Here is a 13,315-nt window from a genome sequence, read left to right as displayed (position 1 = left end):
CCCGGCGCAGGAAGCGATAGCACTCGGCCAGGCTGGCGGCGGTGGCCCGGTCGACCCGGCCGGCCTCGGCCAGCGCCGTCAGCCCGGCGATGGTGCCGCGCAGCCGCAGCTTCGGCTCGCGGCCGCCGAAGATCAGCTGCTGCATCTGGACGAAGAACTCGATCTCGCGGATGCCGCCGCGGCCGAGCTTCAGGTCGTGGCCCTCGATGGCGACGACGCCGTGGCCGTGATGGGTGTGGATCTGCCGCTTGATCGCGTGGATGTCCTGGATCGCCGCGAAATCCAGGTGGCGGCGCCAGACGAAGGGCGACAGGAAATCCAGGAAGGCGTTACCGGAGGCGCGGTCGCCGGCCACCGGCCGGGCCTTGATCATCGCCGCCCGCTCCCAGCTCTGCGCCAGGCTGGTGTAGTAGCTTTCGGCCGCGGCCAGCGACACGGCCGGCGGCGTCGCGCCGGGGTCGGGGCGCAGCCGCAGGTCGGTGCGGAAGACATAGCCGTCGACCGTCCGCTCTTCCATGATCCGCACCAGCTCGCGCGTGATCCGGCTGAAGATCTGGCCCAGGTCGTCCGGCCGGTCGGTCGGCACCTTGTCGGCGTCGTAGAAGACGATCAGGTCGATGTCGCTGGAATAGTTCAGCTCGCGCGCGCCGAGCTTGCCCATGCCGAGCACGATCAGCCCCGACGCGTCGGGCGAGGCGATGGCTTCGGGCCGCAGCGTGCCACGCGCAACGGCGCGGGCCAGCAGGTGCGAGATGGCCAGGTCCAGGGTCGTCTCGGCCAGGTCGGACAGGGCGCCGGTCACCTGTTCCAGCGGCCACACGCCACCGATATCGGCCAGGGCGATCATCAGGGCGATGCGGCGCTTGGCCAGGCGGAACGCGGCCATCAGGGCGGCTGTGTCGATCTCGGCCACATTAGTGGCGCGCAGCGTCGCCAGCTCCGCGGCGACGGCGGCATCCGGGCCTTCGGTCAGAAAGCGCTGCACCGTGTCCGGCGTCTTCAGCGCCAGCTCGGTGAGATAGGGGCTGCCGCCGAACACCGCCTCCAGCAGGGCGCGGCCGGCGGGGTCGTCCGGCAGCGCCACACTAAAATCGCGAAGCGCGGGATCGGATTGCCCGGTTGCGCGTTCAACCCAACGTTCGAGCCCCCTCCGGGCGCGGTCGGGGTCGCCTGCGCGTGGCCAGACGGCATCGAGACGTGGCATCGGGCTTTCCATCTGCCTAAGGTGCGGGCGCAGCATCGGGTGCCCGCGGATGCGGGTCAAGCAAGGGTGAATCGTTCGGGATGAGGGCGTTGAAGATCTTGGCGGAGATCGTCGGGCTGGCGGTCGCCGGCTTCGCCCTTGCCGTTGTCGTTCTCGCCTGGCGGCTCTCCTCCGGCCCGCTCGAGATCGACTTCCTCACCCCCTATGTCGAACAGTCGATCTCCGACCAGAACGCCACCACCGAACTCGGCAGCCTGTCGCTGCGCTGGGACGGGTTCGATCGGCCGGCGGTGCTGACCGCGACCAATGTCCGGGTGCGGCAGAAGGATGGCACGGCGATCGCCATCATCCCGGAGATCTCGGCCGATATCAGCATGCGCCGGTTGCTGCGGGGGCAGGTGGCGCCGCTGCGGCTGGACCTGATCCGGCCGCATCTGCGGGTAACGCGCACGGCCGAGGGCGATTTCAGCTTCGGCCTCGACAGCGGCGACCCGAAGACGGCGCCGGCCGATCCGGATCCGGCCGACACCGACCCGGCCGACACCGACCCGGCAGCATCGCCGGCCGGCGCGCCGCCGCGGCGTGACGTGGTCAAGGACCTGCTGGCCGCACTGGACGCCAGGCTCGACAGCGATCTCAGCCCGATCGCCTCGCTGCGGCGGCTGACCGTGGTCGACGGCAGCGTCAACATCGACGACCGCCTGCTCGGCCAGACTTGGTACGCGCCGAAGGCCTCGGCCGACCTCGCCCGGACGCGCACCGGCGTCGACGGCCGCGCCGCCCTCACCGTCATATCCGCCAGCGGCCCCGCGGATGTGTCCGGCGAGATCCACTATGTCAGGGCGAATCAGAGCGGCCGGGCCACCATCGCCTTCGCCAATCTGACCCCGGCGGCCCTGACCCGGATCTCACCGGCGCTGACCCCGCTGGAAGGGATCCAGAGCCCATTGTCCGGCCGCCTCGACGTCGATTTCGATTCGCGCTTCCAGCCGACCACCGGCCGGTTCTCGCTGACCAGCGAGAACACGCGGCTGCTGCTGCCGCCGCTGTGGACCAAGCCGTTCACCGCCGCCCGGACCAGCCTGTCGGGATCGGTCGACCTGCCGAAGCGGCGCCTGACGCTGGACGACTTCACCGTCGATCTCGGCGGGCCAAAGATCTCGGTGTCCGGCGAGGTCGATGCGTCGCAGGACACGATCGAGGCGGCGGTGGTCGGGTCCGTCACCGGCCTGCCGGTCGACCTGATCGACGGGCTGTGGCCGCCCGGCGTGCCCAGCGGCGCGCATGACTGGATCGCCGAGAACCTGCATGACGGTGTGATGGACCGCGCCGAATTCAGCCTGCAGGCGCGGGCGCCGCTGGCGAATCTCGACGCTGCGACGGTGGTGTCGCTCGACGGCACCATCCGGGCGCGCGATCTGACGGTGAATTACTTCAAGGGCCTGCCGCCGATCACCGGCGTCAACGCCGCGGCCAGTTTCAACCGGTCGACCATGCGCATCGCCACCGCCGGCGGGCACCTGCAGGATGTCGCGCTGCAACCGGCCGACATCACCATCACCGGCCTCGACCTGCACGACCAGGCGATCGAGATCATTGCGCCGCTCGAAGGGCCGGTGAAGACGGTGATGTCGGTGCTGGATGCGCCGCGGCTCGGCTATGCCAAGCGGGTCGGGCTGGTGCCGGACCGGACATCCGGCCGGGTGGCGGCCCGGCTGCACTTCGCCTTTCCGCTGCTGGCCGACCTGAATTTCGACCAGATCACCACCCTGGGAGTAGATGCCGACCTGACCGATGTCGGCATCGCCGCCGTCCGCCCGGGCTATGACGTCAGCGGCACGGACGCCAAGCTGACGCTGGACCCGGACGGCATGACGCTGGACGGCAAGACCCAGGTCAACACCGTGCCGGTGACCGTCACCTGGCATGAGGCGTTCGACGATTCGCCGGTTCAGACCAAGGTCATGGCCAAGACCACGCTGGACCCGGCGGCGCGGACGGCGCTGCACCTGCCGGATATCGATCCGGTCAGCGGCACCATCGGCGCCGATGTCGATTTCGAACAGCGCTCGGGCGGCGCGGCGACGGTCGACGCCAAGCTCGACCTCACCGACGCCCGGATCGTGCTGGCCCCGATCGGCTGGACCAAGGCGCCGGGTACCAAGGCGAATGCGGCGGTGACGGTGGCGCTGGCCGGGGGCCGTGTCACCAAGGTCTCGCAGTTCAGCGTCTCGGGTGGCGATATCGCGGCCGCCGGCAGCGCCGATTTCGCGCGGGACGGGTCGCTGGGCCAGCTGAACATCACCTCGCTGCAGCAGGGTCTGACCAATGTGAAGGGGCAGGTCGAGGTGCTGGGGCCAGACAGCTATCGCTTTGTCCTCGACGGCACCCGGCTCGACGTCTCCGGCATTCTCGATCAGCGCCGCAGCCAGGGTAGCGATGCTGTTCCGGCCGACACGACGCCCGGCCCGCAGATCGACGCCAGCTTCACGGTCGGGGAACTGGTGCTCGGCGACAAGCGGTCGCTGCGCTCGGTGCAGGGCCGGGCGATCGGCCGGACCACCAACCTGCAGGATGTGACCCTGGCGGCGCGGCTGCCGGGCGGCAAGCCGATCGACCTGCGGCTGACGCCGCAGCAGGGGCAGCCGGACCGCCAGATCCTGACCGTGCGCAGCGAGGATGCGGGCGAGACGCTGCAGGTGTTCGACGTCGCCGACAACATCACCGGCGGCAGCCTGCTGGCCACCGGCAACCGCAACGGCGTCACCGGCGCGATCGACGGCAAGCTGGATGCCCGCGGCTTCGTGCTGCGTGACGCGCCGGGCATGGCGCGGTTGCTGGCGGCGACCTCGCCCGCCGGCATGCAGGATCTGTTCGGCACCAGTGGGCTGACCTTCAATCGGCTGGAGGCCGATTTCACCTATGCCGCGACCCAGCGCCGGGTGACGCTGAAGCAGGGGCGGGGGGCCGGTGGCGATCTCGGCCTGGGCTTCGACGGCATCGTCGACCTGAAGGCCGAGACCATCGACCTCGCCGGCACCATCGTGCCGATCTATCACATCAACAGCGTGATCAGCTCGATCCCGCTGATCGGCGACATCCTGACCGGCGGCGCGGGCGGCGGGCTGTTCGCCTTCACCTACACGATCCGCGGCTCCTTCGCCGACCCGTCGGTGTCGGTCAACCCGCTCTCGGTCTTGGCGCCCGGCTTCCTGCGCCGCCTGTTCTTCGAAGAGACGCCATCGGCCAACAGTGCGGCTGGCGGGCCGCTGCCGGCCCCGCCGCGGCCCCGCCCGGCGCCCGTCAACAACCGCTAAAGACTATTCGCCAACCGCCAGCCCGGCCGGCCGGCGATCGTCATTGGCGCCGTAGACGAAGCCGGGCAGCATCTTGCCGCCGAAGGCGCGGTCATTGCCGGAGGAGGCGGTGCCGGTGCCCGTGGCGGCCGGCGGCGGCAGGGCGATCAGCTCCGCGGCACCCCAGGGCGTCTGTTCCGTTATCTTGTGGCCCATCTGCTCCAGCAGCTTCACCGTGTCGGGCGACACCGCGTAGGGCTCGACATAGACCTCGTCCGGCAGCCACTGGTGATGGATGCGCGGCGCGTCGACCGCCTCCTGCGGCTGCATGGCGTAATCGATCATGTTCAGCGCCGCCTGCAGCGTGATGGTGATGATGCGCGACCCGCCCGGGCTGCCCAGCACCAGCACGATGTGCCCATCCTTGGTCACCAGCGTCGGCGCCATCGACGACAAGGGGCGTTTGCCCGGCGCGATCGAATTGGCCTCGCCCTGCACCAGGCCGAACAGGTTCGGCACGCCCGGCTTGACGGTGAAATCGTCCATCTCGTCGTTCAGCAGGAAGCCGGTGCCGGGCGCGATCACCCCCGCGCCGAACAGGCCGTTGATGGTGTAGGTGACCGAGACGGCGTTGCCGTCCTTGTCGACCACGGAATAATGCGTGGTCTCGGGCTTCTCATGCGGCGCGATGCCGGGCTGGACGTCCTTCGACGGCGTCGCCTTGTCCGGCTGGATCTGGGCGCGGATCTGCGCCGCGTAGTCCTTGCTCAGCAGCCGGTCGAGCGGGTTGTTCACGAAGGCCGGGTCGCCGAGATAGGTGTTGCGGTCCATATAGGCGTGGCGCATCGCCTCGACCATCAGATGCACGCTGGCGGCGGAATGAAAGCCCAGGGCCTTCATGTCGTAGCCTTCCAGGATGTTCAGGATCTCGCACATCGTGGTGCCGCCGGAGGAGGGCGGCGGTGAGGACACGAAGACATAGCCGCGGTAGGAACAGGTGACCGGCGTCGTCTCGGTGACGGTGTAGCCGGCGAAATCCTGGGCGGTCATGATGCCGCCACCCGCCTTCATCGCCGCCTCGACCTTCTGCGCCACAGGCCCCTTGTAGAAGGCATCCGGCCCGTCCTTGGCGATGGCCTCCAGCGTGTTTGCCAGGTCGGGCTGCACCAGCCGGTCGCCGGGCTGCAGGGCAGAGCCGTCGAGCTTGAAGTAGATCTTGGCGGCAACCGGGTCCTTCTTCAACAGGGCGGCGCCGGCATCGATGATATCGGTGTCGCCGCGGGTCAGGACGAAGCCTTCGCGCGCCAGCTTGATCGCCGGCGCCATCACCACCGCGCGCGACAGGGTGCCGTATTTCGCCAGGGCGGTGTCCAGCCCCAGCACGCTGCCCGGCACGCCGGCGGCGAGATAGCCGTACAGGCTGGCGCCCTTGATCGGGTTGCCCGCGGCGTCGAGATACATCGCCTTGCCCGCGGCCGCCGGCGCGGTCTCGCGGAAGTTGATGAAGGTGTCACGATTGTCTTTGGCCAGGTGGATGACCATGAAGCCGCCGCCGCCGATATTGGCGCAGCAGGTGTTGGTCACCGCCTGGGCGAAGCCGGTGGCGACAGCGGCGTCGATGGCATTGCCGCCGGCCCGCAGGATCTCGGCTCCGGCGTCGGAGGCGAGGTGCTGGGACGACACGACCATGCCGTCCTGCCCCTCGACCGCCGGCCGGGACGCCGCCTGCGCGCCCATTGCACTCAGCGCCCATGCGGCCAAGGCCAGCGGCGCCATCGCGCTTCGGATCATTCCTGCCCCCTGTCGTGACGCGACGGCGCGGGGGTTATCCCCGACGCGGCGCCGTTGCCGGATGCGGGTGATGCTGCCCCGTCCGACAAGGCGCCGCAACGGCTTCCGTCAGGTCTTCGGCAGAGGGGTGCGGCCGGTGGTCAGGCCGGCCGCACCAGCACGTGCTTCTTGCGGCCGGCCGATAGCTTGATGACGCCGTCGGCGCCGATGTCGCCGCTGCCGACTGTCTGTTCCGGATCGGCGATGGCGACGTCGTTGACCCGGCCGCCGCCGCCCTGGATCAGCCGCCGCGCCTCGCCGTTCGACGCGGCCAGGCCGGCCCGCGCGAACAGGCGGAAGGCGGCGATGCCCGCCTCGATCTCGGCCTGCGGGATGTCGATCGAGGGCAGGCCCTCGGCCGACACGCCCTGCTCGAAGGCCTGGCGCGCGGTCTCGGCCGCCGCCACGGCCTTGTCGCGGCCATGCACCAGCGCGGTCGCCTCGGTCGCCAGCACCTTCTTGGCCTCGTTGATCTCGGCCCCGCCCAATGCCGCCAGTCGGGCGATCTCGTCCAGCGGCAGCTCGGTGAACAGCTTCAGGAAGCGGCCGACATCGGCGTCCTCGGTGTTCCGCCAGTACTGCCAGTAATCGTAGACCGGCAGCCGGTCCTCGTTCAGCCAGACGGCGCCGGCGGCGGTCTTGCCCATCTTGGCGCCGGAGGCGGTGGTCAGCAGCGGCGAGGTCAGGCCGTAGACCTCACGCCCGGCGATGCGCCGGGTCAGGTCGATGCCGTTGACGATGTTGCCCCACTGGTCCGACCCGCCCATCTGCAGCACGCAGTCGTGCCGGCGCGCCAGCTCCAGGAAGTCGTAGCCCTGCAGGATCATGTAGTTGAATTCGAGGAAGGTCAGCGGCTGTTCGCGGTCCAGCCGCAGCTTCACCGAATCGAAGCTCAGCATCCGGTTGATGGTGAAGTGGCGGCCGATCTCGCGCAGGAATGGGATATAGGCCAGCTCGTCCAGCCAGTCGGCGTTGTTGGCCATGATCGCGCCGCCATCGAAATCGAGCAGCTTGGCGAACACCGTGCGGATCGAGGCGATGTTGCCGTTGATCGTGGCGTCGTCCAGCAGCGGCCGGGCATCGTCGCGGAAGGTCGGGTCGCCGATCTTGGTGGTGCCGCCGCCCATCAGGGCGATCGGCCGGCCGCCGGTCTTCTGCAGCCAGCGCAGCATCATGATCTGGACCAGGCTGCCGACATGCAGGCTGGTCGCCGTGGCGTCGAAGCCGATATAGCCCGCGACCGACCCCTTCGCCGCCAGGGCATCGAGGCCCTCGGCGTCCGTCGCCTGATGGATGAAGCCGCGCGCCTCGAGGGTGCGCAGGAAGTCGGAGCGGAATCCGGTCATGATCGTCGGCTGTCGGTCGGTCTGTCGGGACAAGGGCTGTAGCACGTTGGCCGCCCGCGCCTCAAACCGAACTTCCCCGGGGAACGGTCTCAGGCCGTGGCGGTGACGATCCAGGCGGCGGTGTCCAGCAACACGCCCGCGGCGGTCTGGTGCGGCGCCAGCGCCTTGCGCACGGCGTCGGCGACGGCCTCCCGCTTGTCCTCATGCTCGCGCAGCGCCGCGCCGACCGGACCGCTGCGCAGGAATATCGTGACCGTCTGGTCGAGATCACCGACCCCGGCCTTGGTGTCGAAAGGCGTGACCGCGATCCCGGAGAAGCCCGCGCGGCCGAGAACGTCGCGGATCCGGTCGGGATCGGCGAAGGCAAAGGCGCCCGGCGCGCCGGGAACCGGGGGCGGCAGCGGCGGCAGATGGGGTAGCGCCGCGGCCAGCGCCACCGAGGCCCAGCCGTTCTCGGCCATGGTGCGCCAGCACACGAAGGCCAGGCGGCCGCCCGGCCGCAGCGCGCCATGCAGGTTGGTGAAGGCGGCGACTGGGTCGTCGAAGAACATCACGCCGAAGCGCGAGAACGCCCCGTCATAGGCTTGCAGCTCCAGCGCCGTGGTCTGGGCATCGGCCTCGACGAAGCGGACAGTGTCCAGCCCGGCCTCGGTGGCGCGGCGTTTGGCGAGGCCGAGCATCGGGACTGAGATGTCGACGCCGAGCACCGTGCCGTCGGAGCCGACGCGGCGCGCCAGCTCCAGCGTGCTGCCGCCGCTGCCGCAGCCGATGTCGAGCAGCCGCTCGCCCGCCCTGGGCGCCAACGCCTCGACGGTCCGGCGGCTGAACGGGGCGGTCATCTGGTCGAAGCGGTCCTGCATCTCGACCCAGACCAGCCCGCCGGCCTCGTTCCAATAGGCGATCTGGTCGGCGTTCGGCGTTTCGGAGCCACTCGTCGCCATCGGGACCTCCCTGATGATCTGCCTTCGGCCGCCGTCTCGCGGCCGGTTCAGCCCGCCGGTTGCGGCGACAGCTTCACCGACTTGGTCAGGTAATCGTCCATGTGTGCCATCAGCTGGTCGTTGTGCAGTGTGTAGAAGTGATTGGCCCCGGGGATGATCCGGTAGTCGATCTTGATGTCTTTCTGCAGCGACAGCTTGTTCACCAGCTTCTGCACCGATTCATGCGGCACGGTGTCGTCCTTGTCGCCCTGCACGATCAGCCCCGAGGAGGGGCAGGGGGCCAGGAAGGTGAAGTCGTAGCGGTTCGCCGGCGGCGAGATCGAGATGAAGCCGTCGATTTCCGGCCGGCGCATCAGCAGCTGCATGCCGATCCAGGCGCCGAACGAGAAGCCGCCGACCCAGCAGGCCTCGGCATTCGGGTTCAGCCCCTGCATCCAGTCCAGCGCCGACGCGGCGTCCGACAGCTCGCCCTCGCCGCGGTCATGCACGCCCTGGCTGCGGCCGACGCCGCGGAAGTTGAAGCGCAGAACGGTGAATTCATGCTTCTTGAAGGTCTGGTACAGCGAATGCACGACCTTGTTGAACATCGTCCCGCCGCCCATCGGGTCCGGGTGCAGCAGCAGGGCGATCGGCGCATTGGTGCGCTTGCTCGGGGTGTAGCGGCCCTCGAGGCGTCCCTCGGACCCGTTGAAAATGACGTCGGGCATCGACCGTGAAGCTCCTCGAGGTTGCGACGGCGTGGACCGGTTGGCCGGCCATACGTCTTTCCGTGCGCCGGTCGGCGCGTTGGGGCGGCTTTCTTGACCCTGGCGCTCGGATATCTATATCTAAGCGGTCACTCACCCTGCCACGACGTGGACCGTGCCGGCCACTGCCGTTCACATGGTCCACGCGAAATGTTCGTATACCATCGGGACGGCCTGCGTGTTCAAGCCTCTTCACGATGATTGGGACATACCTGTCCGGCACGGGCGGATGATGATGGTTCGGATTGCGCACCCGGCGGTCGGGTGCGGCGGTTATCTGGACCATGGCTGCGTGAATTGTGGTCCGGCGGGCAGGTCGGGCCATTGGGGGCGCGGAACATGCGTTTGAGCACCAAGGGACGCTACGCCGTCATGGCGATGGTCGACCTGGCCCGGCACGGTGCGGACAGCCCGGCGGCGTTGGCCGACATCGCCCTGCGCCAGGAAATCTCGCTGCCGTATCTCGAGCAGATCTTCGCCAAGCTGCGGCGCAGCGGCTTGGTGCGCAGCGTGCGTGGACCCGGCGGCGGCTATCTGCTGGCGCGGCCCTGCGGCAGCATGCGGATCTCCGACATCATCGTCGCGGTGGATGAGCCGATCCAGGTCACCCGCTGCGAGAAGCACAGCCCGCTCGGCTGCCACAGCGACAAGAGCCGCTGCCTGACCCATGATCTGTGGGAGGAGCTGGGCAACCAGATCCATCTCTACCTGTCCTCGATCACGGTCGAGGATGTGGTCAACCGCCGGGTGCTCGGCTCCAGCCATCTGTTCTCTGCCGGCCAAGGCGTCGTCGCCGCCGCCGAGTGAGGCGCGTGCCGTGATGACGGTCCCGGTCTATCTCGATCACAACGCCACCGCGCCGCTGCGGCCGGAAGCGCGCGCTGCCATGCGCGCGGCGCTGGATGCTCCTGGCAACCCGTCCTCGGTGCATCGCTTCGGCCGTGATGCCCGGCGGCTGGCCGAGGCTGGGCGGGCCCAGGTCGCGGCCCTGGCCGGTGTCAAGCCGGTCCAGATCATCTTCACCGGCAGTGCGACCGAAGCCAACGCCCTGGCGCTCAACGGCCTCGGCCGCCGCCGCATCCTGGTCTCGGCGGTCGAGCATGACAGTGTGCTGGCCTGGGCCGGCGACCGCGTCCCGGTCGATGGCGACGGCCGGATCGACCTCGATGCGCTCGACCGGATGCTGGCGGCCTCGGCGGAGCCGGCGATCATCTCGATCATGGCGGTCAACAACGAGATCGGAGTGATCCAGCCGGTGGCGGAGGCCGCGGCGATCGCGCGCCGCCACGGCGCGCTGGTCCATTGCGACGCGGTCCAGGCCGCCGGGCGCATCGCGCTGCCGGCGGTGGGGGCTGGGATCGATGCGCTCAGCCTGTCGGCCCACAAGATCGGCGGGCCGCAGGGTGTCGGCGCGCTGGTGCTGCGCGACGGGCTGGCGCTGACCCCGATGCTGCGCGGCGGGGCGCAGGAAGGCCGGCGTCGCGCCGGCACCGAGAATGTCGCCGGCATCGCCGGCTTCGGCGCCGCTGCGGCGGTCGTCGCCCCCTGCACCGAGCAGCCGCGGATCGCGGCGCTGCGGGCGGAGCTGGAGGCGCGTCTGGCCGAGGCCGGCGGCATCGTGCTCGGCGGCGGTGCGCCGCGCGTCGCCAACACCAGCTGCGTCGCCATGCCGGGCGTCACGGCCGAAACCCAGGTCGCGGCGCTGGATCTCGCCGGCGTCGCGGTCAGCTCCGGCTCGGCCTGCAGCTCCGGCAAGGTCCGCCGCAGCCATGTGCTGGAGGCGATGGGGCTGCCCGCCGACCTGGCCGAGAGCGCGATCCGCATCAGCCTGGGCCCGACGACGGACGCCGCGGAGATCGACCATTGCGTTGTCGCCTGGACCGACCTCGCCCGACGAAAGCGGAGGCGTGCGGTGGCCTGAAGGCGGGCATGAGCTTTCGCCGATTGCCCCGCCTGTCGGGCTTGCGTAAAAGACCAGCGTTTTGAGCAGGAGCACAGGGCCAGCATGCCCAGGATCATTTTCATCGAGCCGAACGGCAACCGCCGTGAGATCGACGCCCCGGCCGGGCTGTCGATCATGGAGATCGCGCACAAATATGACGTCGATCTCGAAGGCGCCTGCGAAGGCTCGCTGGCCTTTTCGACCTGCCATGTCGTCGTCGAGCCGGACTGGTATGAGCGGCTGCAGCCGGCGCGGGAGGACGAGGAAGACATGCTCGATCTCGCCTTCGGCCTGACCAAGACCTCGCGGCTGGGCTGCCAGATCATCATGACCGATGCGCTCGACGGGCTGACCGTCCGGCTGCCCACGGGCACCAACAACCTGATGTGATGTCGAGACTTTCCGGCATGACCCCGCCGCATGCCGGACCTCGCCACAGCGCGGCTGAGAACGACTCTCGCGGTCGGGTTTTCGCTGGCATTCGGCGATGAAACGCCTATCTATGGCGTGAGGCGGATGGCGGCACAGGCCCTTCCAGGAGCAATCCGGCGGGCCTGCCACATCGAAGTACCCGACTAGCCCGCTCGGTTAATCGGTTTGGTCCCAGGCGTTGAGGAGTGAGGCATGGCGGCAGTCCAGGAGACGGTCCGGCAGGTCGAAGAGATCACGAACACCCGGTACAAGCACGGCTTCGTCTCGGCGATCGAGATGGAAACCGCGCCCATAGGCCTGACCGAAGACACCGTCCGCTTCATTTCGGCGAAGAAGAACGAGCCCGAGTGGCTGCTGGAATGGCGGCTGCGTGCCTTCCGCCTGTGGCTGACGATGGAAGAGCCGCATTGGGCCAAGATCGGCCACCCGCCGATCGACTATCAGGCGGCCTACTACTACGCCGCGCCGAAGAAGAAGCCGCAGTTGGGCAGCCTGGACGAGGTCGACGCCGACATCCTCGCCGTCTACGAGAAGCTGGGTATTCCGCTGCGCGAGCAGGAGCGCCTGGCCAATGTCGCCGTCGATGCGGTGTTCGACAGCGTGTCGGTGGTCACCACCTTCAAGGCAGCGCTGGAGAAGGAAGGCGTCATCTTCTGCTCCATCTCCGAGGCGGTGCAGAAATACCCTGAGCTGGTGCGCCAGTACCTCGGCTCGGTGGTGCCCTATTCCGACAACTACTTCGCCACCCTGAATTCAGCCGTCTTCACCGACGGATCGTTCGTCTACATTCCCAAGGGCGTGCGCTGCCCGATGGAGCTGTCGACCTATTTCCGCATCAATGCGGAGAATACGGGCCAGTTCGAGCGCACCCTGATCATCGCCGCCGAGGGCAGCTACGTCTCCTATCTCGAAGGCTGCACGGCGCCGCAGCGCGACGAGAACCAGCTGCACGCCGCGGTGGTCGAGCTGGTGACGCTCGACGATGCCGAGATCAAGTACTCCACGGTCCAGAACTGGTATCCGGGCAATGAGGAGGGCAAGGGCGGCATCTACAATTTCGTCACCAAGCGCGCCGCCTGCCGCGGCCGGAATTCCAAGGTCAGCTGGACCCAGGTCGAGACCGGGTCGGCGATCACCTGGAAGTACCCGAGCTGCATCCTGCAGGGCGACAATTCGGTCGGCGAATTCTACTCGGTGGCGATCACCAACAACCGCCAGCAGGCCGACACCGGCACCAAGATGATCCATATCGGGAAGAACACGACCTCCCGGATCATCTCCAAGGGCATCTCGGCGGGCAAATCGGACAACACCTATCGCGGCCTGGTGCGGATCCTGCCGGGCGCCGAGGGCGCGCGCAACTTCACCCAGTGCGACAGCCTGCTGATCGGCGACCAGTGCGGCGCCCACACGGTGCCCTATATCGAGAGCCGCAACCCGACGGCGCAGGTGGAGCACGAGGCGACGACCAGCAAGGTCAGCGACGACGTGCTGTTCTACTGCCGCCAGCGCGGCATCGGCACGGAAGAGGCGCTGGGCCTGATCGTCAACGGCTTCTGCCGCGAGGTGCTGCAGGCC

At 68.8% G+C, this 13,315-nt stretch carries 10 protein-coding genes; 5 read left to right on the top strand and 5 right to left on the bottom strand.

Going from position 1 to position 13,315, the window contains the following annotated elements; translation table 11 throughout:
• The coding region (locus tag AC3XYG_RS38235; protein ID WP_489145139.1) for a [protein-PII] uridylyltransferase family protein at positions 1–1,084 on the bottom strand (1,084 nt) is incomplete at its 3' end.
• A gap of 209 nt (positions 1,085–1,293) precedes the next feature.
• Between AC3XYG_RS38235 and AC3XYG_RS38230 the strand changes: the two genes are divergently transcribed.
• Entirely contained in the window at positions 1,294–4,521 is a 3,228-nt protein-coding gene (locus AC3XYG_RS38230) for a YhdP family protein (RefSeq protein ID WP_489145138.1), read from the top strand.
• Positions 4,522–4,524: 3 nt separating this feature from the next.
• On the opposite strand, the gene ggt is transcribed toward AC3XYG_RS38230, so the two are convergent.
• From ggt to AC3XYG_RS38210, 4 genes are all read right to left on the bottom strand, one after another.
• Positions 4,525–6,291, bottom strand: a complete 1,767-nt coding sequence (ggt, locus tag AC3XYG_RS38225) for a gamma-glutamyltransferase (RefSeq protein WP_489145137.1) — start codon at positions 6,289–6,291, stop codon at positions 4,525–4,527.
• A gap of 140 nt (positions 6,292–6,431) precedes the next feature.
• Positions 6,432–7,676 (bottom strand): tyrosine--tRNA ligase, encoded by a 1,245-nt coding sequence (gene tyrS, locus AC3XYG_RS38220; RefSeq protein WP_489145136.1) that lies wholly within the window; start codon positions 7,674–7,676, stop codon positions 6,432–6,434.
• Between the two features lie 89 nt (positions 7,677–7,765).
• Positions 7,766–8,617 (bottom strand): class I SAM-dependent methyltransferase, encoded by an 852-nt coding sequence (locus AC3XYG_RS38215; protein WP_489145135.1) that lies wholly within the window; start codon positions 8,615–8,617, stop codon positions 7,766–7,768.
• A 47-nt stretch (positions 8,618–8,664) separates the two neighbouring features.
• Positions 8,665–9,324, bottom strand: a complete 660-nt coding sequence (locus tag AC3XYG_RS38210; protein ID WP_489145134.1) for an alpha/beta hydrolase — start codon at positions 9,322–9,324, stop codon at positions 8,665–8,667.
• Positions 9,325–9,702: 378 nt separating this feature from the next.
• Between AC3XYG_RS38210 and AC3XYG_RS38205 the strand changes: the two genes are divergently transcribed.
• The 4 genes from AC3XYG_RS38205 to sufB form a co-directional block, all read left to right on the top strand.
• Complete coding sequence (locus AC3XYG_RS38205) at positions 9,703–10,170, top strand: Rrf2 family transcriptional regulator (protein ID WP_489145133.1); 468 nt, start codon at positions 9,703–9,705, stop codon at positions 10,168–10,170.
• Positions 10,171–10,183: 13 nt separating this feature from the next.
• Positions 10,184–11,284 carry a cysteine desulfurase family protein gene (locus AC3XYG_RS38200; protein ID WP_489145140.1) on the top strand — a complete coding sequence of 367 codons (1,101 nt, stop codon included), beginning with the start codon at positions 10,184–10,186 and terminating at the stop codon, positions 11,282–11,284.
• Between the two features lie 84 nt (positions 11,285–11,368).
• Positions 11,369–11,695 carry a ferredoxin family 2Fe-2S iron-sulfur cluster binding protein gene (locus AC3XYG_RS38195; protein WP_489145132.1) on the top strand — a complete coding sequence of 109 codons (327 nt, stop codon included), beginning with the start codon at positions 11,369–11,371 and terminating at the stop codon, positions 11,693–11,695.
• A 234-nt stretch (positions 11,696–11,929) separates the two neighbouring features.
• Positions 11,930–13,315 (top strand): Fe-S cluster assembly protein SufB (gene sufB, locus AC3XYG_RS38190; protein WP_489145131.1); only part of this gene is annotated, 1,386 nt, incomplete at its 3' end.

The sequence above is a fragment of the Inquilinus sp. genome, assembly GCF_057815775.1.
This window is presented reverse-complemented; position numbering and strand designations above follow the sequence as displayed.

Bases quoted from the DNA above. Each gene is read 5' to 3' on its own strand.
- AC3XYG_RS38195 (WP_489145132.1), top strand. From the start codon at position 11,369: ATGCCCAGGATCATTTTCATCGAGCCGAACGGCAACCGCCGTGAGATC.
- AC3XYG_RS38210 (WP_489145134.1), bottom strand. From the start codon at position 9,324: ATGCCCGACGTCATTTTCAACGGGTCCGAGGGACGCCTCGAGGGCCGC.
- AC3XYG_RS38205 (WP_489145133.1), top strand. From the start codon at position 9,703: ATGCGTTTGAGCACCAAGGGACGCTACGCCGTCATGGCGATGGTCGAC.
- tyrS (WP_489145136.1), bottom strand. From the start codon at position 7,676: ATGACCGGATTCCGCTCCGACTTCCTGCGCACCCTCGAGGCGCGCGGC.
- AC3XYG_RS38200 (WP_489145140.1), top strand. From the start codon at position 10,184: ATGACGGTCCCGGTCTATCTCGATCACAACGCCACCGCGCCGCTGCGG.
- AC3XYG_RS38215 (WP_489145135.1), bottom strand. From the start codon at position 8,617: ATGGCGACGAGTGGCTCCGAAACGCCGAACGCCGACCAGATCGCCTAT.
- ggt (WP_489145137.1), bottom strand. From the start codon at position 6,291: ATGATCCGAAGCGCGATGGCGCCGCTGGCCTTGGCCGCATGGGCGCTG.